Source organism: Amycolatopsis sp. NPDC021455 (assembly GCF_040640995.1).
Classification (GTDB): Bacteria; Actinomycetota; Actinomycetes; order Mycobacteriales; family Pseudonocardiaceae; genus Amycolatopsis.
The window spans coordinates 332,651-355,071 of sequence record NZ_JBFACT010000001.1; the positions used below are offsets into that span (position 1 = coordinate 332,651).

Annotated in this window: 21 protein-coding genes and 3 tRNA genes; 11 read left to right on the forward strand and 13 right to left on the reverse strand. The window is 69.9% G+C overall.

Going from position 1 to position 22,421, the window contains the following annotated elements; translation table 11 throughout:
* Position 1 precedes the first annotated feature (1 nt).
* The 5 genes from AB0G28_RS01780 to AB0G28_RS01800 are packed head-to-tail and all read right to left on the reverse strand — an operon-like array spanning position 2 to position 4,979.
* Positions 2–1,282 (reverse strand): DUF4910 domain-containing protein, encoded by a 1,281-nt coding sequence (locus AB0G28_RS01780; RefSeq protein ID WP_361081944.1) that lies wholly within the window; start codon positions 1,280–1,282, stop codon positions 2–4.
* Positions 1,282–2,301 (reverse strand): SDR family oxidoreductase, encoded by a 1,020-nt coding sequence (locus AB0G28_RS01785; protein WP_361081946.1) that lies wholly within the window; start codon positions 2,299–2,301, stop codon positions 1,282–1,284. Before AB0G28_RS01785 ends, AB0G28_RS01780 begins: the two co-directional genes overlap by 1 nt.
* A 5-nt stretch (positions 2,302–2,306) precedes the next feature.
* Positions 2,307–2,954: a PIG-L deacetylase family protein gene (locus AB0G28_RS01790; protein WP_361081948.1), complete on the reverse strand. Its 648-nt coding sequence runs from the start codon at positions 2,952–2,954 to the stop codon at positions 2,307–2,309.
* Entirely contained in the window at positions 2,951–3,745 is a 795-nt protein-coding gene (locus AB0G28_RS01795) for a sugar phosphate nucleotidyltransferase (protein ID WP_361081950.1), read from the reverse strand. Before AB0G28_RS01795 ends, AB0G28_RS01790 begins: the two co-directional genes overlap by 4 nt.
* Before the next feature lies 1 nt (position 3,746).
* On the reverse strand, positions 3,747–4,979 hold the full coding sequence (locus AB0G28_RS01800) for a class I SAM-dependent methyltransferase (protein WP_361081952.1): 1,233 nt from the start codon (positions 4,977–4,979) through the stop codon (positions 3,747–3,749).
* 197 nt (positions 4,980–5,176) lie between these two features.
* On the opposite strand from AB0G28_RS01800, the gene AB0G28_RS01805 reads away from it, so the two are divergent.
* Positions 5,177–5,545 carry a YrdB family protein gene (locus AB0G28_RS01805; protein WP_361081954.1) on the forward strand — a complete coding sequence of 123 codons (369 nt, stop codon included), beginning with the start codon at positions 5,177–5,179 and terminating at the stop codon, positions 5,543–5,545.
* A gap of 33 nt (positions 5,546–5,578) precedes the next feature.
* Here AB0G28_RS01805 and AB0G28_RS01810 read toward each other — a convergent pair whose 3' ends face one another.
* Positions 5,579–6,547: a YncE family protein gene (locus tag AB0G28_RS01810; RefSeq protein WP_361081956.1), complete on the reverse strand. Its 969-nt coding sequence runs from the start codon at positions 6,545–6,547 to the stop codon at positions 5,579–5,581.
* 155 nt (positions 6,548–6,702) lie between these two features.
* On the opposite strand from AB0G28_RS01810, the gene htpX reads away from it, so the two are divergent.
* Entirely contained in the window at positions 6,703–7,554 is an 852-nt protein-coding gene (gene htpX / locus AB0G28_RS01815; RefSeq protein ID WP_361081958.1) for a zinc metalloprotease HtpX, read from the forward strand.
* On the opposite strand, the gene rfbA is transcribed toward htpX, so the two are convergent.
* Together rfbA and AB0G28_RS01825 are read right to left on the reverse strand one after the other, a co-directional pair.
* A complete protein-coding gene (gene rfbA / locus AB0G28_RS01820; RefSeq protein ID WP_361081960.1) occupies positions 7,551–8,432 on the reverse strand; it encodes a glucose-1-phosphate thymidylyltransferase RfbA in 882 nt (293 codons plus the stop codon). The genes htpX and rfbA overlap by 4 nt on opposite strands.
* A 75-nt stretch (positions 8,433–8,507) precedes the next feature.
* On the reverse strand, positions 8,508–9,644 hold the full coding sequence (locus AB0G28_RS01825; protein ID WP_361081962.1) for a sialidase family protein: 1,137 nt from the start codon (positions 9,642–9,644) through the stop codon (positions 8,508–8,510).
* A gap of 155 nt (positions 9,645–9,799) precedes the next feature.
* On the opposite strand from AB0G28_RS01825, the gene AB0G28_RS01830 reads away from it, so the two are divergent.
* From AB0G28_RS01830 to AB0G28_RS01840, 3 genes are read left to right on the forward strand one after another with little or no spacing between them, the layout of a single operon-like run.
* Positions 9,800–10,468, forward strand: coding sequence for a hypothetical protein (locus AB0G28_RS01830; protein WP_361081963.1), 669 nt, complete (start codon positions 9,800–9,802; stop codon positions 10,466–10,468).
* Positions 10,469–10,527: 59 nt separating this feature from the next.
* Complete coding sequence (locus AB0G28_RS01835) at positions 10,528–11,100, forward strand: hypothetical protein (RefSeq protein ID WP_361081965.1); 573 nt, start codon at positions 10,528–10,530, stop codon at positions 11,098–11,100.
* Entirely contained in the window at positions 11,097–11,495 is a 399-nt protein-coding gene (locus AB0G28_RS01840; RefSeq protein WP_361081967.1) for a toll/interleukin-1 receptor domain-containing protein, read from the forward strand. Before AB0G28_RS01835 ends, AB0G28_RS01840 begins: the two co-directional genes overlap by 4 nt.
* On the opposite strand, the gene AB0G28_RS01845 is transcribed toward AB0G28_RS01840, so the two are convergent.
* On the reverse strand, positions 11,479–11,970 hold the full coding sequence (locus AB0G28_RS01845; RefSeq protein WP_361081969.1) for a YajQ family cyclic di-GMP-binding protein: 492 nt from the start codon (positions 11,968–11,970) through the stop codon (positions 11,479–11,481). The two genes, AB0G28_RS01840 and AB0G28_RS01845, sit on opposite strands and share 17 nt — an antisense overlap.
* Positions 11,971–12,099: 129 nt before the next feature.
* Between AB0G28_RS01845 and AB0G28_RS01850 the strand changes: the two genes are divergently transcribed.
* Positions 12,100–12,181 (forward strand) — tRNA-Tyr (locus tag AB0G28_RS01850).
* A 722-nt stretch (positions 12,182–12,903) separates the two neighbouring features.
* The gene (locus tag AB0G28_RS01855) at positions 12,904–13,728 is read left to right on the forward strand and encodes a class I SAM-dependent methyltransferase (RefSeq protein WP_361081971.1); all 825 of its coding nucleotides are present in this window, start codon (positions 12,904–12,906) and stop codon (positions 13,726–13,728) included.
* Between the two features lie 71 nt (positions 13,729–13,799).
* Here the strand turns inward: AB0G28_RS01855 and lon are convergent, their stop codons facing one another.
* The 4 genes from lon to AB0G28_RS01875 all read right to left on the reverse strand — a co-directional run bounded on the left by lon (position 13,800) and on the right by AB0G28_RS01875 (position 19,009).
* The gene (gene lon / locus AB0G28_RS01860; protein ID WP_361081973.1) at positions 13,800–16,202 is read right to left on the reverse strand and encodes an endopeptidase La; all 2,403 of its coding nucleotides are present in this window, start codon (positions 16,200–16,202) and stop codon (positions 13,800–13,802) included.
* Positions 16,203–16,302: 100 nt separating this feature from the next.
* Positions 16,303–17,151: an SAM-dependent methyltransferase gene (locus AB0G28_RS01865; protein ID WP_361081975.1), complete on the reverse strand. Its 849-nt coding sequence runs from the start codon at positions 17,149–17,151 to the stop codon at positions 16,303–16,305.
* Positions 17,148–17,996 (reverse strand): SAM-dependent methyltransferase, encoded by an 849-nt coding sequence (locus AB0G28_RS01870; protein ID WP_361081977.1) that lies wholly within the window; start codon positions 17,994–17,996, stop codon positions 17,148–17,150. The genes AB0G28_RS01865 and AB0G28_RS01870 overlap by 4 nt, the downstream gene beginning before the upstream one ends.
* Positions 17,997–18,070: 74 nt before the next feature.
* Positions 18,071–19,009 (reverse strand): GNAT family N-acetyltransferase, encoded by a 939-nt coding sequence (locus AB0G28_RS01875; RefSeq protein WP_361081979.1) that lies wholly within the window; start codon positions 19,007–19,009, stop codon positions 18,071–18,073.
* A 226-nt stretch (positions 19,010–19,235) separates the two neighbouring features.
* Here AB0G28_RS01875 and AB0G28_RS01880 point away from each other — a divergent pair, with 226 nt between their 5' ends.
* From AB0G28_RS01880 to rpmG, 4 genes are all read left to right on the forward strand, one after another.
* Positions 19,236–21,881, forward strand: coding sequence for an EAL domain-containing protein (locus AB0G28_RS01880; protein WP_361081981.1), 2,646 nt, complete (start codon positions 19,236–19,238; stop codon positions 21,879–21,881).
* Between the two features lie 79 nt (positions 21,882–21,960).
* Positions 21,961–22,033, forward strand: a tRNA-Thr gene (locus tag AB0G28_RS01885).
* Positions 22,034–22,083: 50 nt separating this feature from the next.
* Positions 22,084–22,156, forward strand: a tRNA-Met gene (locus AB0G28_RS01890).
* A gap of 50 nt (positions 22,157–22,206) precedes the next feature.
* The gene (gene rpmG, locus AB0G28_RS01895) at positions 22,207–22,371 is read left to right on the forward strand and encodes a 50S ribosomal protein L33 (protein ID WP_005152047.1); all 165 of its coding nucleotides are present in this window, start codon (positions 22,207–22,209) and stop codon (positions 22,369–22,371) included.
* Positions 22,372–22,421 lie beyond the last annotated feature (50 nt).

The following is a 22,421-nucleotide window of genomic DNA, read 5'->3' on the forward strand; positions in this document are numbered from 1 at the left end:
CTCACTCCTTGACCAGGCCGGCGTCGTGCAGGGCACGGGCCGCGACGTCGACGATGTCGAAGGGCAGGCCTGCTCGCTCAGCGATGTCGAGCAGGCTGTGCGAACCGTCGGAGAGGTTGAGCACCCACAGCATCGCCATCTGGGCCTGCTTGGCGTCGCTGCGGCCGCCGAGCGAGTCGTACAGCCCGCGCTTGCCGAGCTGGGGCTCGCCGTACGGGCTGAGGTTGACGTACCGGCGGTTGCGGTCGAGCACGCCGAACGCGTCGAGAAGCGCGCCCAGCGTGTCCTCCATGGCCGCGGGCGACACGAAGCCCGGGTTGTCCGCGGAGGTGTGGTACTCGGGGTAGCCCGCGTACGGCGTGCGCGTCAGCGAACCGACGCCGAGGTTGAAGCCCGGTGAGCAGAACTGGCGCTCGTCGTAGCCATACGGCGAGAAGTCGACAACTCGATGCTCACGCGACCGCAGCACGTGCTGCATGACGCGGTCGATCTCGGCGTCGTCGCGGCGGGACTTCTTGTACGTCAACGGTCCCGGGTCGCCCGCGCACGCCAGCACCAGCCCGTGGCGCACCTTGTCGATCCGGGAAGCGTTGCGCGCCAGCCAGGTGATCGAGCCGATCGTGCCCGGCATGAACAGGAACCGGTAGGTGTAGTGCGGCTGCGCCGAAGCCAGCTGCTGGGCCAGCGAAACGGCCACCGCGATGCCGGCGAGGTTGTCGTTCGCCAGCGACGGGTGGCACACGTGGCACGACACGATGACTTCGTCGGTGACACGGCCGGGCACGACGTGCTCACCGTAGGTCAGTGAGCCGTCGGACAGGGTCGAGTCGATGACGACGTCGTAGTCGCCGTCGGGCAGCGCGTCCAGCTTCTCCTGCGCGAGGCAGAACCCCCAGGCCGGGGCGTAGTAGCTGGTCCGGTAGGGCACCCACGACGGCTGGTCCGGCAACGTGTGCAGGTGCTCCCGCAGCTCGCTCAGCGGCATCCGCCGCGACACCGGGACGCTGTACCCGACGACGTGCAGGTTCAGCTCCTGGAAGTCGATCACCCGCTCACCCGAAGGCGAGGCGACGTACGCGTCGCGGATGTTCCACTCCTGCGGGATCGTCCAGTCCAGCACGGCCGTGCCGGTCGGAACCTCGTGCCGCTCCAGCGCGACGTGCTCGCCGATGATGTCCAGGGTCTGCCGCACGCCGTCGCCGGTGATGCTGCGGCAGATCGGGTACAGCCGCTCGACCAGGGCGTGCAGCTCCGCCCCGGTCCGCAGCTGCGGGGCCGCCACTACTGCCGCCGGAGGGTGTCGTCGACGCGGCCGGCTTCGCCCTCGCTCTTGAGCCAGGCCAGGCGCGTGAACAGCTGCTCGAACGACTCCCGCGTCAGCCCGAACTTGCGGTAGGCCTCGATGAGCTCGACCGCGCCGTCCTTGACCGACCACTCGCAGGCGAAGCCCGGGATGGCGGCGCGGAAGCGGGAGAAGTCGACCCGGTAGGAGCGCGGGTCGGCGCCCGCTTCGCCGGTGATGTTCAGCGTCGAGCCCGGCACGGCCTCGACGACCTCCTGGGCGATCTCGGCGACCGTGACGTTGTTCTCCTCGGTGCCGATGTTGAAGGCCTTGTTGTGCACGGCCTCCTTCGGCGCCGTCAACGCCGCCGTGAACGCGCGCGCGATGTCCTGGGCGTGCACCAGCGGCCGCCACGGCGTGCCGTCGGAGAGCACCAGCACCTCGCCGGACAGGTGCGCGTGCGCGGTCAGGTTGTTCAGCACGATGTCGCCGCGCAGGCGGGGCGAGTAGCCGAACGCGGTCGCGTTGCGCATGTACACCGGCGTGAAGTCGTCGTCGGCGAGCTCGTGGACGTCGGCTTCGACGCGCACCTTCGACTCCGCGTACGGCGTCACCGGCCGCAGCGGCGCGTCCTCGTCGACGAGGTTGTCGCCGCCCGCGCCGTACACCGAGCAGGTCGACGCGTAGATGTACCGCTTGACGCCGGCGTCCTTCGCCAGCTTCGCGAGTTTCACCGACGCGTGGTGGTTGATGTCGTAGGTCAGCTCCGGCGCGAGCGAGCCCAGCGGGTCGTTCGACAGCGCGGCCAGGTGGATGACCGCGTCGAACCCGGTGACGTGCTCGAGCGTGACGTCCCGCAGGTCGACGACGTGCCCGGCCGGGTCGGTGGGAGCGGGCCCGAGCAGGCAGTCCTCGAACAGCCCGGAGTCGAGGCCGACGACCTCGTGGCCGGCGGCGGCGAGCACCGGGGCCATCACCGTCCCCAGGTAGCCCTTGTGCCCCGTCAGCAACACCCGCATCGAAATCAACCCTTCAGGTCGAGAGTGAGTTTCTTGACGAAAAACGCTTCGGCGTACTTCGCGGCCGCTTCGATCCCGCGGATGCGGGCCAGCCCGAGGAACGCCTCGCGGTCGTACCAGGGCCGGTGCCGCTGGGACGCGTAGTGCGTCTGCAGCAGCCGGACCTTCTCTTCGGCGACGTCGTCTTCCAGGGGCTGGTAGACCGACGGGCTGCCGAGGTCGCCGTCCCACTTGACGATCTCGTAGCCCAGCGCCAGGTGGTCGCGGAACGCCGTCGGGACGAGCTTGGCGAGGCCGCGGTGGTCCTGGTGCGCGTCGTCGGTGCGCGGCGCCAGGATGACGTCGGGGTCGGTCCGCCGCCGCAGCTCCTCCAGCGCGTTCTTGGCCTCTTCCCAGTGCGCCGGGAAGCGCCCGTCCGGCAGCTTGAGCACCGTGACGTCGACCTCCGCGCCCGGGCAGAACGCCGCCAGCGCCGCGCGCTCCTCGTCCTCGCGCGGCGTGCCGCCGCCGGACAGGATCAGCGCGTCGACCTTCAGCCCCGGCCGCGAACCGCACAGCGTCAGCAGCGTGCCGCCGGCGCCGATCGCGATGTCGTCGCAGTGCGCGCCGAGGGCGACGACGCCGCCGAGCCGTCCCGGCCGCAGCCCGATCACGCGGTGCTCGCCGCGGGCTGCCGCTCCCACAACGCCCACGGCCGGTCGCCGTGGCTGTAGGCGTAGTCCAGCGCCGCCCGCTCCTTGACCGTGTCGGTCGGCTTCCAGAACCCGCGGTACGGGTAGGCGAGCAACCGGCCCTGCTTGGCCAGCTCGGCGCAGCCGTCGGCGACCAGGTCGCCGTTCTCGGGAATGTGGTCGAACACTTCCTGCCGCAGCACGAAGTAGCCGCCGTTCTCCCACAGCGGCATTTCGCTCACCGCGGTGATCGAGCCGACCATGCCGCCTTCGTCCATTTCGACGCAGTGGAACGACGACTGCGGCGGGACGACCATCATCGACGCGCCGGCGTCCGACTTCTCGAAACGCTCGATCATTTCCGGGAGCGGCACGTCGGAAAGGACGTCGGCGTAGTTCGCGAGGAACATCTCGTCGCCGTCGAGGTGCTCGCGGACGCGCCGGAGGCGCTCGCCGATCGGCGACTCGATCCCGGTCTGCACGAAGGTGATCGTCCAGTCGGCGATGTCGGTCGAGAGCAGCTCGGCCTTGCCGTTGCGGAGGACGAAGTCGTTCGAAATCGTCTCTTCGTACGACAGGAAGAAGTTCTTGATGTGCGCCGCGCCGTAGCCGAGGCACAGGATGAATTCGGTGTGGCCGAAATGCGCGTAGTAGCGCATCACGTGCCAGATGAGCGGTCTCGGACCGACCATCGCCATCGGCTTCGGGACGTCGTCGGCCGCGCCGTTGCGCATCCGCATCCCGTAGCCACCGCAGAAGAGAACGACCTTCACGTCACTGCACCTCGACGATTTCCAGGTGGGGGATCGGGAACACGAGCTTTCCGCCCCAAGCCCCGATGTAGGAGAGTTGTTCGGTCAGTTCCTCCCGGAGGTTCCACGGGAGGACGAGCACGTAGTCGGGCCGGTCGGCTTCGATGCGCTCCGGGGGCAGCACCGGGATCCGGGTGCCCGGGGTGAACCGGCCGTGCTTGTACGGGTTGCGGTCGACCGTGTACTGCAGCAGGTCCGTCCGGATGCCGCAGTGGTTCAGCAGGGTGTTGCCCTTGCCCGGGGCGCCGTAGCCGACGACGGTCTTCCCGTCGTTGCGCGCCTCGATGAGGAACTTCAGCAGGTCCAGCCGCACACGGGTGACGCGCTCGGCGAACTCGGTGTACCCGGACAGCTCGTGCAGCCCGGCGGACTTCTCCCGCTCCAGCACGTCGGTCATCCGCTCGCTGGGCTCGCCGGCCACCTCGGCAGGCCGCGCCCAGAGCCGGATCGACCCGCCGTGCGTCGGCAGGAGCTCGACGTCGACCACGGTCAGGCCGCCGGTCGCCAGTGCCCGGCGCGCGGATTCGACCGTGTAGTACTGGAAGTGCTCGTGGTAGATCGTGTCGTACTGGTTCTTCTCGATCAGCGTGAGCAGGTGCTGGACCTCGATGGAGACCCAGCCGTCGTCGGCGACCAGGGCGCGCAGGCCCTTGGTGAAGCCGAGGACGTCGGGGATGTGCGCGTAGACGTTGTTCGCGGCCACGAGGTCCGCCGGGCCGTGCTCTTCGCGCACCTTGAGGCCGGTCTCCTCGGAGAGGAAGGCCGTCAGGGTGGGCACGCCGGCGTCGCGCGCCGCCTGCCCGACGTTCACCGAAGGTTCGACGCCCAGACACCGGATCCCGCGTTCGACGACGTGCTTGAGCAGGTATCCGTCGTTGCTGGCGACCTCGACGACGAAGGACTTCTCGCCGAGCCCGAGCCGCTCGGCCGCGCCGTCGACGAAGCGCTTCGCGTGCTCGACCCACGACGTCGAGAAGGACGAGAAGTACGCGTACTCGGTGAAGGTGTCGTCGGGGTCGATCAGCGGCGGGATCTGGGCCAGCCAGCAGTCGGTGCACACCTTCAGGTGGAGCGGGAAGGTGGCTTCCGGCTCGTCGAGCTGCTCCGCCGTCAAAAATCGCTCACACGGGGGAGTCGCGCCGAGGTCGACGACACTGGCCGTGTTTGTCGAACCGCAGAGTCGACATGTGGTCATCTACCAGGCTCCTTGGCTCGCGGTCGCGATGTGCGTTAGACACGTCGAGCAGGAGCGGATCGCCGTTACACCGAGGCGCGGCGCCGTGGTGGACCGATTCGGAACCGCAACTTGGGACGGCAAACTGTGGCAGAGATCACCCAGGGTACCCGTCCGGACCCGTAACGTCCACAGTGGACCACCCCTAGGCTGGCCGGATGACATCGGAGACGGGCCCCCGCCTCAGCGGGTTCAGGGGCGTGGTGCTGACGGTCCGCTTCCTCACCGAGCTGGCGCTCCTGGGCGGTCTGGCCCTGGCAGGCACCCAGCTCGGCAGCGGACTGGCGCTGGCGATCGTCGACGCGGTCCTGCTGCCGGTGGCGGCCGCCGCGCTCTGGGGCCTGTTCATCGCGCCGCGGGCGCGCCGACGCCTCCCGGAACCGGCCCGGTTCCTGCTGGAATTCGCCCTCTTCGCGGTCACCGGCGTGGTGCTGGCGCTGCTGGGCTGGCTGGTCACCGGCATCGTGGTGGCGGTCGCCGGCATCGGCATCGCGGCGCTGACCCGCGTGGTCGCCAAGGACGGCTGAACGGCGGAACCGGCTCCGGCGAAGAGCTGCCGTTCAGAAGTCGCTGACGAGGAAGACCCTGCCGTGCAACGGGTCCGTGACCCACACCGTGCGCGTGCGCTGGTCGACGGCGACGGCGCCGGGGTTGATGCCCAGCGACAGCTCGCCGCTCAACGTGCCGGCCGCGCCGTCGACCCGGCTCAGCCCGTTCTGCCCGCCGTTGGTGTACACCGTGTTCGTGCCCTGGTGCACGGCCAGCGCGGACGATTCACTGCGCAGCAGCACGGTCTTGCGCTCGGTCCGCGTCCCGGCGTCCACAATGGACATGTGGTGGATGCCGGAGTTCGCGACGTACACCGTGCCGCTCTCGTGGTGCACCGCGACACCCGTCGGATTCCGCCCCACCTTCACCGAAGCGACGAACTTCCCGGTGTCGATCGAGAAGACCTCGACCGAATCCGTGGTGGTGCTGGCGCAGTAGGCGAGCTTGCGGCCGGGGTCGACGCCGATCCCGGCGAGACCCGGCTTCGGGCCCGGCACGAGGGCCGCCAGCGTGCAGCTGACGCCGTCGAGCACGGCCAGCGTGCCGGTGCTGCCGCTGGCCGCGTAGACGCGGTCGGCCCGCTCGTCGACGGCGAGCGCCGACGCGCCGGCGCCCGCGCCGACCACGCTCACCAGGTCGTGGGTCCGGCCGTCCAGCACCACCACGGTGCCCGCCGGCGGGTTCGCGACGTAGATCCGGCCGGCCTCCGCGTCGACCGCGACGTCGCGGGGTTCGCCGCCGACGTGGATCACCTCGTCGACCGACGCGCTGCGGGGATCCACGACCGACACCGTCCCGGCCTGGGGATCGGTGACGTAGCCGAAGCCGGTGACGGGGTTCACCGCGACGCGGTCCGGCGCCCCGCCGACGTCGATCGACCGGACGTCCTCCGCCTGGGCGGCCCCGGGCAGCGCGAGGACCCCGGCACCCGCCGTGACCAGCGTGAACAGGGTTCTCCGGCGTAGCAGGCCACCTGGCATCGCCGCTTCCTCTCGTGCTCCAGCCGCCTCCGCTCGTGATCAACTGGTCTCCGGAGCGTAACCCGCGCCATCATCACGTGAAGGAACTTCGCGTCCCCCGATCGCGTTGTTTCCACTGGGTAACCCACTTGAAGAGCGGACGGAGGCGAGCGCGCGTGCACGGGCACCAGAACGGACTCAAGACGGCATTGCTGCTCGGCCTGCTGTCGGCGATCATCGTCGCGATCAGCGGGCTCTTCGGCCGGGGTGCCCTGGTCATCGGCCTGGTCATCGCCCTGGGGATGAACGCGTTCGCCTACTTCAACTCGGACAAGCTGGCGTTGCGCGCGATGCGGGCGCGGCCGGTGTCCGAGGTCGAGCAGCCCGCGATGTACCGGATCGTGCGCGAGCTCGCGCAGGTCGCCCGCCAGCCGATGCCGCAGCTCTACATCAGCCCGACCGTCGCGCCCAACGCGTTCGCGACCGGCCGCAGCCCGCGCCACGCCGCGGTGTGCTGCACGACCGGCATCCTCGAGCTGCTGGACGAGCGTGAGCTGCGCGCGGTGCTCGGCCACGAGCTGTCCCACGTCTACAACCGCGACATCCTGATCTCGTGCGTGGCCGGCGCGCTGGCCAGCGTGATCAGCGTGCTCGCGAACATCGCCCTGTTCTTCGGCGGCAACAACCGCGACGGGAACCCCCTGCTCAGCCTGCTGCTGATCTTCGTCGGGCCGATCGCGGCCGCGGTCATCCGGATGGGCGTCAGCCGGTCGCGGGAGTACCAGGCCGACGCGTCCGGCGCGGAGCTGACCGGCGACCCGCTGGGCCTGGCCTCGGCGCTGCGGAAGCTGGAGGCCGGGACGCGGGCGCGTCCGCTGGTGGCGGAGCCGCAGCTGGTCTCGCAGTCGCACCTGATGATCGCGAACCCGTTCCGCCCCGGCGAAGGCCTCAGCAAGCTGTTCTCGACCCACCCGCCGATCTCCGACCGGATCCGCCGGCTCGAAGAGATGGCCCGCCGCGGGTTCTAAGCGGAGGCCCCCGCCGCGACGGCGACGGCCTTCACGTAGTCGCCGTAGCCGGACTTCGCCAGCTTCTCGCCCAGCGCGTAGCACTCGTCGGCGTCGATGAAGCCCATGCGCAGCGCGATCTCTTCGAGGCACGCGATGCGCACGCCGGTGCGGTGCTCCAGCACCTGCACGAACTGGCCCGCCTCCAGCAGCGAGTCGTGCGTGCCGGTGTCGAGCCAGGCGAACCCGCGGCTGAGCTCGACCAGCGTGGCGCGGTCCTGGCGCACGTAGGTGAGGTTGACGTCGGTGATTTCGAGCTCACCGCGCGCCGACGGCGTCAGCGAGCGGGCGATGTCGACGACCTGGTTGTCGTAGAAGTACAGCCCGGTGATCGCCTTGTTCGACCGCGGCTTCGCCGGCTTTTCCTCGATCGTGAGCAGCTTGCCGTCCGGGCCGACCTCGCCGACGCCGTAGCGCTCGGGGTCCTTGACCGGGTAGCCGAACAGGACGCAGCCGTCGAGCTCGCGCACGGCCTGCTGCAGGCGGCTGGAGAAGCCCTGGCCGTAGAAGATGTTGTCGCCGAGCACGAGCGCCACGTCGTCGTCGCCGATGAAGTCCGCGCCGATCACGAAGGCCTCGGCCAGGCCGTTCGGGATGGGCTGCTCGGCGTAGGAGAACGAGACGCCGAACTGGTCGCCGTTGCCCAGCAGCCTGCGGAACATCGGCAGGTCGGTGGGGGTGGAGATGACGAGGATCTCGCGGATCCCGGCCAGCATCAGCACCGAGATCGGGTAGTACACCATCGGCTTGTCGTAGACCGGGAGCAGCTGCTTCGACACCGCCTGGGTGATCGGGTGCAGGCGGGTCCCGCTGCCTCCGGCCAGCACGATGCCCTTCATGGACTGTCTCCCTCTCCTCGGCGGCTCCGACCGCCCCACCCTACGGGCCGGGGTTCGTGTCCAAGTGAAGAAAGCCTAGAAGGCCGGTCCCTTGCCGAAGTAGGCCCGGCAGCCGCCGTTGTCCTCGGTGGCGATCTCCAGCACGTTCCTGCCGTCGTCGACCGGCAGCAGCGTCGAGGAGTAGTTGGGGCAGAAGTTGTTCCAGATGCGGGTGATGTGCACGGGAGCGGGCAGCTCGTACCAGTGGCCGCTGCCGAAGTCGTCGTTCGCCAGCAGCACCTGGCCGTTCCGCGGCTGCGGCTCGCCCTTGGCATCGGTGTAGATCTGCCCGACCATGACGATCCGCACACCGTTCGGGCCGCCGGGGAACAGCGTGATCGTCTGCGCGTGCTGGAAGTAGTTGCCGTTGGCGGTTTCGACCCGGGTGCCGGGGTCGGCCGGATCGCCCCAGTTGGCGCCGTCGGGCGAGATCTTGAAGTACGGGTCGCAGTAGCGGTCGCGGAAGTTGCAGATCTCGTAGGCGAAGTAGTACCGGCCGTCCGGCAGCCGCCGGATGATCGGCATGCCGGGGCGGACGCGGTCCGGCGGGATCGCCATGGTGAGCTGCTTGGTGCCCCAGGTCACGCCGTCGGTCGAGGCGACCCGGTTGAGCACCTGCGCGTACCTCGGCGCCTGCGTCTCGTCGGCGAAGTGGAGCCACAGCGTGCCGCCGGCGTCGACGGTGAACTCCGGCTCCCAGATGCCGTCGATGTTGTGCGACCGCGCGGCCTCGGACAGGAAGGTCCACGAACGACCGCCGTCCCGGCTGGCCCAGACGCGGATCCCGACACGGCGCTGCGGCCCGGCGTCCTGCCGGTAGGACGCGGCCCACAGCAGCGTCCCGGCCCGGAGCTTGCCGACGCGCTGCGGCAGCTCGTAGACGGTGCCGCAGCACATGCCGGACCGGCCCTCGCCGTCGTGGATCTCACCGATCTCGTGGAACGACTCGCCCTCGTCGGTGCTCTCCAGGACGGGGGTGAACTTGCCACCGCCGTCTTCGCTGGTCAGCGTGGCGACGATGGACCCGCGGCCGACGACGGAGTGCTCGAGCCGGATCAGCCGCGCGTAGGCGCCGAAGCCGGGCACGAGCTGCTTGCGCTCGGCGGCGCCCGCCGGCGTCAGCATCGCCGCGACGGACGTGAGCGTCAGCACGAAGACGAGCAAGCGGCGCATCCTCGACCCCTCTCCACGCGGTGACGGCGCGATTACAACACGCCGGGTGGGGCGATGGTCACGCCGCGCATTCGCGCGTTCGGGTGACGGTAACGCCGCGGTGAGGGCCGTCGAAAGATCACGGGAGGGGCCGGTGGCGGCCTCGAGGGGGAACGATGAAACTCAGGCTGTCCTGCCTGTCGCTGGTGGTGCTGGCCTCGGCGTGCGCGCCCGGCACCGGCTTGGGCGAGATCGTGGAGGACCCGACCGGCGCCCCGCCGCCGACGGCCACCTCCACGCTGCCGACCCCGCCCGTCCCGCACGAAGTGCCGACCGAAACGCACACGGGCAAGGGCAGCGGCGAGTTCGCCACCAGCTGGCCGGCGGACCAGCTGGGCTTCTTCACGTTCGAGTGCCCGAAGTGCTCGGCCAACGTGATGGTCGACACGGACGGCGGCGAGCACGGCCTGGTCAACGCGATCGGCGCGTACAAGGGCACGACGTGGCTGAACACGTACGAGGGCCGGCCGACGACGAGGGTGACGGTCCACGCGAACGCGGCGTGGACGGCGACGATCACGGACTACCGCAGCCTGCCGACGGCGGAGCCGGGCAAACCGGCGAAGGGCAAGGGCGACGCGGTCCTGAAACTCCCGGACGGCGTGACGCACGTCCGGTTCACGGTGAAGACCCACGGCGCCACGGCGTTGTGGGTGAACTCCCCGCGGAAACGCGACCTCCTGGTCAACCAGATCGGCGACCTGCAGGCCGAACGCGACGTCCGCGGCCCGGCGTACCTGATGGTGGAAGGCTACGACGCGAGCTGGACGCTGACACCGTCCTGAGCGGAGTGGCGGGTCCCGCTCGGTGGAACTGCAAAGCGGTATTCGGGCAGACTGACGCGGTGGACAGCTCGGGCAGGCGCGCCGCGACGATGATCGCTGTTCTCGGAGTATCCGCCTGGGTCGTGCGTGAACTCCGGAAGCCGACGCACCCGAAGGCCCGGCTGGCCGAGGTTCCGGACGGACCGTCTCCCGACGCGTTGGACAAAGAGCAACTGGACCAGCTGCACGCTGCCACGCTGAAGGCAGCCGACTCGTGCTTCGAGTTGAAGAAGCTGTGTGCGACCGTCCTCGTCCCAGCCGGTGTGCTGGTGGCCACCTTCAGTGACAAGAAGCTGAATCCGGCCGTCTTCGTGACGGGTTTCGTGATCATCTTCGCCTTCTGGGTCGCCGACGCGTTCAGCTTCTACTACCAGCGTCGTCTTCGTGTTCTGATGAAGGACATCTGGATTCGGCGCGCGGCACGGTGCGCGGAGGGGTACCGCCACATCCAAGAAGTCGCTCCGGTGGGGTGGTTCCGGGCGGCGTTCAACACTTCGATGATCTATTACCTCCTGCTTGCGTTGGTGGTCGGCGTGGCGTCGGCGGCCTACTCGCTCGACTTGCTCCAGATCGTGAGCGCGGGGTCCGGGTGAGCGTCTTCGTCAGCTACGCGCGGGCGGACAACACGCTGGATGACCTCGTTCGGCTGCGCAAGGACCTTTCCGGGTTCTGCGAGGTCTACGTGGACGACCTGGACTGGCCGGCGTCCGGCCTCGGCAGGCTCGAATCGGTTCGCCGAGGGTTGTTCGGCGCTTCGGTGTTCGTGGCTGTGGTGAGTGAGAACTACCGCAAGACGCCCTGGACAGCGTGGGAATTCGGCCAGGCGACCTTGCGTGAGATACCGAAGCTCGCGTACCTGCCCACCGGGCGGCTCGTCGCCGAAGACTCGGCCGACTGGCCGTTCGATCGGCCGGCCTATGGCCCATGTCACGCGGGTGCGGGCACCCGGGAACCGGGTGCCCGCGGCGGCGTCACCGGTAGTTGGTGAACTGCAGCGCGATCTCGAAGTCCTTGCCCTTCAGCAGGGCGATGACCTCCTGCAGCTGGTCCTTCTTCTTGCCCGAGACGCGCAGCTGGTCGCCCTGGATCTGGGCCTGCACGCCCTTGGGGCCTTCGTCGCGGATGAACTTCGCGATCTGCTTCGCCTTGTCCGAGGCGATGCCCTGCAGGATCTTGCCCGAGATCTTGTAGATCTTGCCCGACAGCGCCGGCTCGCCCGCTTCGAAGGCCTTCAGCGAGATGCTGCGCTTGATCAGCTTCTCCTTGAACACCTCCACCGCGGCCAGCGCACGCTCCTCGGTCTCCGACTCGATCGCGATCGCCTCCTCACCGGCCCAGCTGATCGCCGTGCCGGTACCGCGGAAGTCGAACCGCGTCCCGAGCTCCTTGCTCGCCTGGTTCAGCGCGTTGTCCACCTCCTGGCGGTCGACCTTGCTCACGACGTCGAAAGAGGGATCCGCCACGTGTCCTCACACCTCGTACTCGCTAGTCAGGGGCCACCCAGCCTAGCCCCCACCGGGGCAGGGGTATCCCGGTTGACCCCCGCCCAGGGGCCTTGGGTAAGCTTCTCCCCGGCCGGTACGACCGGCCTGGGCGGGTTACCCGAGTGGCCAAAGGGGACTGGCTGTAAACCAGTTGGCATTGCCTACGGGGGTTCGAATCCCTCACCCGCCACACCACCAGATACGACCCCATGACCAGCATGAACATGGTCATGGGGTCGTACTGCGTTGTGTGGCTGTGTGCGACCGTATGCAGGCTTCGGCGGCTGTTCGCCCCACATGTGCCCACGCTTTCCGGAGGGACTACCGACCGGTGAGGGCTCACTCGACCCGGTCTCGCGTGGCCTGTTCACCGCCGTCCAGACACTTCGCGTACACCCGCAGCAGGACGGACAGGCTGTGTCCGGCCCACATCGCTACCCGCGTCGGAAGTCGCAGGCAGGGCTCTCTTCGTCGGGTGGCCTGACACTCCTTGTCTCGGTGTGGCGGATGTCCGCTGCTGTCGCTCGATTGGCGTAGGTATTTCGCGGTTGGGTGCGGTCAACTCAGCTATTTGCTCCTACGGTGACGATCCCGTATTTCCAGTGAGTCGCGAGGTTCGATTCATTGCTCGTTCGTGGCGCGTTGTGTGGCGCCTTTCCTGGCGCAAGCCGGACGCATCGGGGCTGTTCGTCGGCTATGCGTTATTTGGGGAATATCTTCCGGTGATCCGGGGGTGTCCGGTGGGCCGACGATTCGGATGACTTCGATGGACGATTCGGGGGAAGGTTCGTTCCGCCTTTCGACCTGATTTCTGAAACGTACCGGATCCGGCGTAACAGGCTTCTTGAGCGACTCGACCCCAGGCTGGGGTGCAGGGCTTCCGGGGATTTCACCGAGCCGTTGGAGGAGCACATGTCCACTACCGCGACCATGCGACCCATCCGGGAAGAACGCGTCCGGGTGCAGTACGCCGAGCCCGCGCTCGTCGCCGGCTACGCGAACGACCACGCCGGATGGGGACCCACCGCTCGCTACCACCATTCGCGACGCCACGCGATCGACCAGATCCTCGGCCACTGCCCCGGCGGAGACCTGCTCGACGTCGGCTGCGGGCCGGGGATGATGGTGCGCCACCTGCTCGACACCCGGCCCGGCGACTTCCGCATCACCGCCTGCGACCAGTCCCCCGCGATGATCGACGCCGTGGCCGCGCGTACCGGTACCGAGGTGCGGCTGTCCGTCGGCGACATCCAGGAGATGCCGTTCGCCGACCGCTCCTTCGACGTCGTCCTCGCCATGGGCGTCCTCGAGTACACCGACGCGGCACTCGCCCTGCACGAAGTCGCGCGGGTCACCCGGCCCGGCGGGCTCGTCGTCGCGACCATGCTGAACCCCAAGAGCCCGTACCGGCTCTTCGAATGGGGCGTCTTCTGGCCCGCCCGCCGCACCCTCGGCGCCCTGGAACGCGCCGTCGGTGTCCCGCCGTCGAGACGGCACGGGGCCCGCCGCACCGGGATCGTCGCCCTCACCCCGCGGCGCCTGCGGGAACTCCTGTGGCGCGCGGGCCTGCAGCCGGAAGACGTCATCGCCTACGACGTCACCGCGTCGGTGCCGCCGTTCGACCGCCTGGCCCGCCGTTGGGACCGTTCCTGGCGCGCCCACCCCGAGACGACCATCGCCCGCGGCGCGAAGCGCTGGCTCGGCACCGGGTACCTGATCGCCGCCCGGCGGCTCTGAAACGTGAGAACGGCCGGTTTCCCTTGGGGGGAGAGGGAAACCGGCCGTTCTTCGAGGGGCGGCGCTCGGGGTTACGCCGCCTGGGAAACCGGCGTCGAAGCCGGGGTCAGGGCGAGGTCGAGGACCTCGCGGACGTTCGCCACCGCGTGGACGTCCAGCTCGGCCAGCACCTCGGCCGGGACGTCGTCGAGGTCCGGCTCGTTGCGCTGCGGGATGATCACCGTCTTCATCCCCGCCCGGTGCGCGGCCAGCAGCTTCTGCTTGACGCCGCCGATCGGCAGCACACGCCCGGTCAGCGACACCTCGCCGGTCATCGCGACGTCCGCGCGGACCACGCGGCCGGAGAGCAGCGACGCCAGCGCCGTCGTCATCGTGATACCCGCCGACGGCCCGTCCTTCGGGACCGCGCCCGCCGGGACGTGGACGTGGATGCCGCGGTTGCGCAGGTCGCCCACCGGCAGCTCCAGCTCCGCGCCGTGCGACCGCAGGTAGGACAGCGCGATCTGCACCGACTCCTTCATCACGTCGCCGAGCTGGCCGGTCAGCTGCAGCCCGGACGCGCCGGACTCCTGGTCCGCCAGCGACGCCTCGATGTAGAGGACGTCACCGCCGGCACCGGTCACCGCGAGGCCCGTCGCCACGCCCGGGGTCGCCGTGCGCTGCGTCGACGCCGGCAGCGACGACTCCGGGATGTGCCGCGGACGGCCCAGGTACGTCTCCAGGTCCGAAGCATCGACCGAAAGCGGCAGCGAAACCTCGTCCAGTGCCACCTTGGTCGCGATCTTCCGCAGCACCTTCGCGATCGTCCGGTTCGCGTCGCGCACGCCCGCCTCGCGGGTGTACTCGGCGGCGATCCGGCTGAACGCGGCGTCGGTCAGTGTGACGTCGGACGTGCCCAGCCCGGCTCGCTCCAGCTCGCGGGGGAGCAGGTGGTCGCGGGCGATGGTGACCTTCTCGTGTTCGGTGTAGCCGTCCAGCGTGACGAGCTCCATGCGGTCCAGCAGTGGGCCGGGGATGGTCTCCAACGCGTTGGCCGTGGCCAGGAACACGACGTCGGACAGGTCCAGCTCGACCTCGAGGTAGTGGTCGCGGAAGGTGTGGTTCTGTTCCGGGTCCAGCACTTCGAGCAGCGCCGCGGTCGGGTCGCCGCGGTAGTCGGCGCCGACCTTGTCGATCTCGTCGAGCAGCACGACCGGGTTCATCGAGCCGGCTTCCTTGATGGCGCGGACGATCCGGCCGGGCAGCGCGCCGACGTAGGTGCGGCGGTGACCGCGGATCTCCGCCTCGTCGCGGATGCCGCCGAGGGCGACGCGGACGAACTTGCGGCCCATGGCCTTCGCGACGGACTCACCCAGCGACGTCTTGCCGACCCCGGGAGGACCGGCGAGGGCGAGCACAGCGCCGGAACGACGGCCGCCGACCGGGCCGAGACCCGATTCAGCACGGCGCTTGCGCACGGCCAGGTACTCGATGATGCGTTCCTTGACGTCGTCCAGACCCGCGTGGTCGGCGTCCAAAATGGCCCGTGCCGCCGCGATGTCGTAGACGTCCTCGGTGCGCTCGTTCCAGGGCAGCTCCAGGACGGTGTCCAGCCAGGTGCGGATCCAGCCGCCTTCCGGGGACTGCTCGGACGTGCGGTCCAGCTTGTCCACTTCGGACAACGCGGCCTTCTTGACGTGCTCGGGCAGGTCGGCGGCTTCGACGCGGGCGCGGTAGTCGTCGTCCTGCGCGGTGCCGTCGAGCTCGCCGAGCTCCTTGCGGATGGCTTCGAGCTGGCGGCGCAGCAGGAACTCCTTCTGCTGCTTCTCCATGCCCTCGGCGACGTCCTTGCGGATGGTGTCGGTCACCTCGAGTTCCGCGAGGTGCTCCTTGCTCCACTCGAGGGCCTTCTCGAGCCGGGCGCTGACGTCCAAAGTGGACAGCAGGGTGAGCTTCTGGTCGGTGTCGAGGTACGGCGCGTTGCCGGACAGGTCGGCGATCGCGGAAGCGTCCTCGACCTGCTGGACGGCGTCGATCAGCTGCCAGCCGCCGCGCTGCTGGAGGATCGAGATGACGACGGCCTTGTATTCGGCCGCGAGCTTGGCGGTCCGGTCGTCCGTGGTCTCGGTGGCGTCCTCGGCGTGCACCCAGCGGGCGGCGCCGGGGCCGTCGGCGATCCGGCCGACGAGCGCGCGGCCCGTGCCGCGCAGCAGGACGGCGGCCTTGCCACCGGGGACGCGGCCGATGCGCTCGACCGTCGCGACGGTGCCGAATTCGGCGTACTCGCCGTGGACGCGCGGGACGATCAGGACTTCGGCCTTGCTGGCCGCGGAAGAGCGGATGCCGGGGAAGGACGCCTGGTTCGGCGTCTTGGCCTGGGCGGACTCCACCGCTGCCCGCGTCTCGGTGTCGGTGAGGTCGAGCGGGACGACCATGCCCGGCAGCACGACGTCGTCATCGAGCGGGAGCACGGGCAGGAGGCGGGTGTCGGACATGTGCACTCCTCGTGTAGTTGAGTCTGCCTAGCTCAACTCTCCGATGGGCATGTTTGTTTCCCAGAGTGCGTTCGCCCACAGCGATCAAGAAAAGTGCAGGTCAGAGCCCTGGTCGACGCGCCACGGCGCACCAGGCGAAGGGACGCGTCTCGGTGTCGATCGGCGTCGGCGGGGTCTCGGGGCGCCAGTCCGGCAGCGACGTCATCCCCGGCGGGAGCAGCGGCCAGCCGCCGAACCAGGGGAGCAGCTCCTCGGCCGAGCGCAGCCACGCCGGGTTCGACGTGTCCTGGTACGCCTCGATGAACCGGCGGACCTCCGCCGCGCGGGCCGGCGGGGCGTCGTCGCGGCACGTGCCGTGCGTCAGCGCGAGCCAGCTGCCCGGCGCCAGGCGGGAGCGGTACGTCGCCATCAGCTCGTCCGGTTCGTCGGACGGCCCGATGAAGTGCATGACCGTGATCATCAGCAGGCACACCGGCCGCGACCAGTCGATCAGCTCCCGCGTGACGTCGTCGTCGAAGATCGCCTTCGGGCGGCGGATGTCCCGCTCGACGAGCCCGGCCCAGTCCGACGCGCCTTCGCGTTCCAGGATCAGCCGCGAGTGCGCCGCCGCCACCGGCTCGTAGTCGACGTAGACGACCGAAGCCCGTTCGCCGCCGGGCAGCCGGTCACGGACGATTTCGTGCACGTTCCCGGCCGTCGGGACGCCGGAGCCGAGGTCGACGAACTGCCGGATGCCGGCGTCCACCGCCGCCGAGACGACCCGGTTCATGAACGCCCGGTTCTGCCGCGAGATCGGCCGGATCAGCGGCCACAGCTTCTCGACGCGGCGGCCGAACTCGCGGTCGACCGCCCAGTGGTGGTTCCCGCCGAGGTACCAGTCGTACACGCGCGCCGCGGACGGCTTCTCCGTGTCGACCCCGGCGGGCGCGATCGGCGCGGTTTCACTCACGGTTTCTCCGCGACGGCGCACCACGCGAACGGGCGGGCCTCGGCCTCCAGGGCGTTGATCTTCCGGTCCGGCCGCCAGTCCGGCAGGTGCACGACGCCCGGTTCGAGGATGGTCCAGTCGCCGAACAGCGGCTCGATCTCCTCCCGGTCGCGCAACCAGACCGGGTTGCTCGTCTTGCGGTACTGCTCGACGAACCAGCGCAGGCCGTCCAGGTGCTTGCCGGCGCCGTCGCCCTCGCTCATCTGCGAGATCGCCAGCCAGCTGCCCGGCGCGAGCTTGTCCCGGTACGCCTTGAGCAGCCCCTCGGGGTCGTCGTCCGGTCCGACGAAGTGCAGCACCGCCGCCATGATCAGGCAGACCGGCTTCGAGAAGTCGATGAGCCGCCGAGTCTCTTCGGCACGCAGCACGGCTTTCGCGTCCCGCATGTCGGCCTGGACGATGCCGGCCCAGTCGGTCGCCATGCCTTCTTCGAGGATGAGCGTCGCGTGGGCGACGGCGACGGGCTCGTAGTCGACGTAGACGACCTTCGCGTCGTGGTCTTCGGGGAGCTCGGCCTCGACGACCTCGTGCACGTTCCCGGCCGTCGGGACCCCCGAGCCCAGGTCGATGAACTGCCGGATCCCGGCCCGCAGCGCCGCCCGCACCGCGCGGTTCATGAACTCGCGGTTCTGCTTCGACCCGGGACGCACGAGCGGCCACTGCTGCTCCATGCGCCGGCCGAACTCGCGGTCCACGGCCCAGTTCTGGGTACCGCCCAGGTACCAGTCGTAGATCCGGGCCGCGGACGGCTTCTCGGTGTCGACGCCTTCGGGCGCTCTCGGCGCGGCGTCCCGCTGCTCGGTCACGGCTGGCTCCCCATCCCTCGCGGTTCGGGAGCCAGTCTATGAGGACCGGGCACCGAGGGTAATCCTCCAGAGGTTCACCGAACGGCTGGTCGACGCTGCCAGTACGTCCACAGCGGGCGGTAGCCCTGCGCGTACCAGAACGGCGTCGACAGCGGGTTCGCCGCCGCGTGGTGCAGCAGGACGACGTCGGCGCCTTCCTCGTCCAGGACGTGGTGCGCGTGCGCGGCCAGCGCCGTGCCGACACCGGACGACCGCGCGGCCTCGGCGACGGCCAGTGACGACAGGTAGCCGACGCGGGTCGCGGCGACGCGGTCGCTGATCCAGCCGGTCTCACCGGGGTGCTGGACGTTCACCATGCCGAGCGGACGGCCGTACAGCTCGGCGATCCACAGCGGCGGCTCGGGCCGGTTCAGCTGCTCGGCGAGGTCCTTCGCCATGATGTCCTCGACGCCGGTGCGCCAGTTCACCGTGCCGTACTGGGCGTCGTAGGAGTGCAGCTCCATGCCGAGCGCCACGGCGGTTTCGAGGTCGCCGGGCTCGGCCCGGCGGATCTTGACCCCCGGCGTCCCGCGGGGGCCCGCCGGGATCATCCGCTCGGCCGGGCGCACCGCGATCACCCGCAGCGGCGCGAAGCCGTGGTGCAGCATTTCGCGCGCGCCGGCGGCGTCCCGGCTGGCACGCGGGACGATCGCCGCGGTCTCCGTGTCGCCGCGTTCGGCGACCGCGCGCAGATGTTCATCCCATCGTGTGAGGAGCGCGTCGAGGGCGCCCGCCGGGTGCGGGCCGGCCAGCTGGAGGTCGAGCCGGTGCTCGGTCAGCGCCCGCCACGGCGCGTTCGGGGCGTCCTGGTCGACCTGGATGCGCGAGGCGAGGCCGGACGCGGCCGAGTCGCCGGTCGCCACCTCCAGCACCACGGCGTTGTCGGCCGCTTCGAACGGGGAAGAACCGGGGAGCAGGGGATCCACCGCCGCGAGCCGCGCCGCGTGTTCGGTGGCAATCACATCGCTGTGCATGGGGCCATTGAAGCGCTACCGGGTCCTGCGAGCACAGAGGACCGCTCAAGCTCCGTTTCACCCTCTGGTCCACGCAGGTCAGCGCGTTCGAGGCATTGTTAACCCTGGGGTGATCTCTTACTGTCTCGAAAGGGACACGGGTACGCCCTCCGGGGTACGGTATGGCCCTTGTCCACACCCGAAGTCACGGATCAGCACCGGTGGACAAGCCGGGAGGGAAGGTCGGATGCCGGACACCAACGCCCACGGCGACGCCGTCGCGCAGGCGCAGCCCGGGCCGGGAGCCGCTTCCGGGACACCACCGCAGCCCGCCTCCGCCGAAGCCCGCACCGACGAACGCCGGTTCCGCGTCTACACCTTCACCGTCCTGAGCATCGGGCTCGTCGCGGCGTTCGCCGTCGGCTCGTGGCTGCCGTTCCACTGGGACAACCGGCTGCTGTGGATCGGGCCGGTGCTCGCGGTCGCCTTCCTGCTCGCCGAGCAGCTCGGCATCAACGTCGACGTCCGCAGCGGCATCTCCTGGACGATCTCCTTCACCGAGATCCCGCTCGTCATCGGGTTCTTCATCGCGCCGTTCGAGGTCGTGCTGGCCGCGCACCTGATCGCCGGCATCGGCACGCTGCTGGCGCGGAAGGTCGCCGGCCGCGTCCTCTACAACGCGGGCGCGTTCCTGCTCGAGATCACCGGCGCGTTCGCGGTCGCGGGGCTGGTGAAGTACCTCGCCGGCAGCGGTGACCGGATCCCGTGGCTCGCGGCGCTCGCGGGCACCCTGACCGCGCCGCTGGTGAGCACCCTGCTCGCGCTGGCCGCGGTCCGCGTGCTGCGGCGCCGGATGCGCGTGAGCACCGCCGTCCGGCTGACCGGGCGGATCCTCGTCGTCGGCTTCGTCAACGCGTCCGTCGGCCTCTCCGGCTACCTCGTCATCTCGACCACGCCCAAGGCGTGGCCGCTGGTGCTCGCCGTCTTCCTCGGTCTCACCGCGCTGTACTGGGCGTACTCCGACCTGCTGCGCGAGCAGCGGGACATGGAGGCGCTCTCGGACGTCAGCCTGATGGTGGCCCGCTCCGGCCAGCAGGCCGCGGCGCGCCCGGCCAGCGGTGCCGACGAGCTCGTCGGCGGCGTCGACGTCCGCGAGTGGGCGACGATCGCCGAGCGCATCAAGGACCAGCTCGCCGCGGGCCGCGTCGTGCTGCGGCTGCGGCTGGAGCAGAAGGACACCATGCGGGTCGTCGTCGCGGGCGACGACCTGCCACCGGCCGACCCCGCCGCCGACGACCCGCTGCTGCGGCTGCCCGGCGCGCACGTCCGGCACTTCCGGATCACCGAGGCCAACCCGGACGTCCGCGCGGCGCTGCTCGACCGCGGCGCGCAGGAGGCGCTCGTCGTCCCGCTGCGCAGCGCGAACCGGCTGCTCGGCGTCGTCGAGGCGCACGACCGGCTGTCCCGCTGGCGTGGCTTCGGCAAGTACGACGTCCAGCTGCTCGGCACGATGGCCAGCCACCTCGCGACGTCGCTGGACAACCGGCGCCTGGTGGCGACACTGCGCCACGACGCCTACCACGACCCGCTCACCGGCCACCTCAACCGGCAGGGCTTCCGCCAGGTGGCGAAGGAGCCGCTGCGGGACTTCGCCAACGCCGTGGTGCTGAGGATCGACCTCGACGTCTTCTCCACGGTCAGCGACGCGCTGGGCTACGCCTGGGCCGACCGGATGGTCGTCGCCGCCGGCCGCCGCATCCGCGACGCGCTCGGCCCCGACGTCCCGCTCGCCCGCCTCGAAGGCGCGTCCTTCGCGGCACTGCTCGTCGGCTGCCCGCCGGAGGACGCCCACCACGCGGCCGAACGGCTGCGCCAGGAGCTCTCCGCGCCGTACCCGGTCGACCGGCTTTCGGTCGAGGCGAACGCGATGATCGGCTACGCGACGACGTCCACGGACGAACCCGGCGACGTCGTCGACGTCGAAGGCCTGCTGCAACGCGCCGACGTCGCGGTCCGCGCGACGAAGGGCGGCGAAGAGGTCCGCGGCTACGTCCCGAGCATGGGGCAGATCTTCCTGCGCCGCTTCCAGATGGTGACGCAGTTCCGGCAGTCCCTCGAGGACGGCCAGGTCAGCGTGCACTACCAGCCGAAGATCACCCTGCCGAACCGGCAGGTGCAGGGCGTCGAGGCGCTGGTCCGCTGGGTGCACCCGGAGTTCGGCAGGCTCGGCCCGGACGAGTTCGTCCCGGCCATCGAAGCGGCGGGCCTGATCGGCGTCCTGACGTCGTTCGTGCTCGGCGAGGCGTTGAAGCGCTGCCGCAAGTGGCTCGACGAGGGCCTGCGGATCTCGGTGGCGGTCAACCTCTCGGTGCGCAACCTCGCCGACGAGGACTTCCCGAACAAGGTCGCCCGCGAGCTGGAGCACTTCGGCATCCCGCCGGAGCTGCTGACGTTCGAGCTGACCGAGTCCGGCGTGATGTCCGACCCGCAGAAGGCGCTGCCGATCCTGCGCGAGCTGCACTCGCTGGGCATCACCCTCGCGGTGGACGACTTCGGGACGGGCTATTCGTCGCTCGCGTACCTGCGGCAGCTGCCGGTCGACCAGGTCAAGATCGACAAGAGCTTCGTCCTCGGCATGGGCACGGACCTGGGTGACCTCGCGGTGGTCCGGTCGATCGTCGAGCTCGGGCACTCGCTCGGCCTGACGGTGGTCGCCGAGGGCGTCGAGGAGGACGTGGCCCGCGACCAGCTCGAGGCGATGGGCTGTGACGTCGCCCAGGGCTACCTGATCTCGCGGCCGCTGCCGGAGGACCGCCTGGAGGCGTGGCTGCAGGCCCGCACCGCGCGCTCGCCGGGACGGCACTCGGAGACCGTGCTGACCCTGCTGACCTGAGGTTTTGCGGTTTGGGGACCCCGGTTGCACGGGCGGGTGACGGGGGTTGCTAATCTTTCCAAGTCCTCGCGAGAGGCAGGCCCCTTTAGCTCAGTCGGCAGAGCGTCTCCATGGTAAGGAGAAGGTCTACGGTTCGATTCCGTAAAGGGGCTCTCGACCTCAGCCGCGTCACGCCTGCGTGTCGCGGCTTGGGTCATGTAAGGGCGGTGTAGCTCAGTTGGCAGAGCAAGCGGCTCATAATCGCTGTGTCGCCGGTTCAAGTCCGGCCACCGCTACGCGGTAACGACGGGGCTGGCCCCCGGGACCTGAGAGAGAAGGAAACGCTGTGGCTGCCACCGACGTGCGACCCAAGATCACGCTGGCGTGCGAAGAGTGCAAGCACCGCAACTACATCACCAAGAAGAACCGGCGCAACAACCCGGATCGCCTGGAGATGAAGAAGTTCTGCCCGAACTGCGGTACGCACCGGACGCACAAGGAAACCCGCTGACGTAGCGCGTTCACACCAGCTCGAGAAGCCGCCCAGGGATCACCCAGGGC